Source organism: Comamonas halotolerans, assembly GCF_030162935.1.
Classification (GTDB): Bacteria; Pseudomonadota; Gammaproteobacteria; order Burkholderiales; family Burkholderiaceae_C; genus Comamonas; species Comamonas halotolerans.
On record NZ_JASAUZ010000046.1, the window covers coordinates 1 to 438 of the forward strand.

At 70.8% G+C, this 438-nt stretch carries 1 protein-coding gene; it reads left to right on the forward strand.

Annotated features, from left to right (window positions below; translation table 11 throughout):
• Positions 1 to 438: type VI secretion system Vgr family protein (locus QEP11_RS15630; protein ID WP_284337581.1), on the forward strand; the 438-nt coding region annotated here is incomplete at both ends.

A 438-nucleotide genomic window follows, 5' to 3' on the forward strand; every position in this document is an offset into this window, starting at 1 on the left:
GCTGATGACCACCCAGGCCAGCAGCCGCGTGCACCTGGGGGCGCACCGCCAGCAAGACGACAATGCCCGCGGCGCAGGCCGGGGCCATGGGGCCGAGCTGGCAAGCAGCGCGCAAGGCGCAGTGCGAGGCGGCAGCGGTGTGCTCATCAGCGCCCACGCGCAGCCCCAGGGGCAAGGCGAGCTGCTGGCAGGAGACAGCGAGCAAGAGCAACTGGAGCAAGCGCTGGAGCTGACACGCCAGCTGGCCCAAAGCGCGCGCACGCAAAAGGCAGACCTGCCCGAAGAGCCCGAGCCGCCCAGGGACTTGCCCGCTATTGCAGGGCTGGAGCACATCGGCAAAGTGCTGCAGGCGAGCGCGCAGACCCAGGGACAAGCCAGCGAAGGCGCCACAGCCGATGCGCAGGCCAGCAGCGCCATACGCGCCACCGAAGGAGGGCC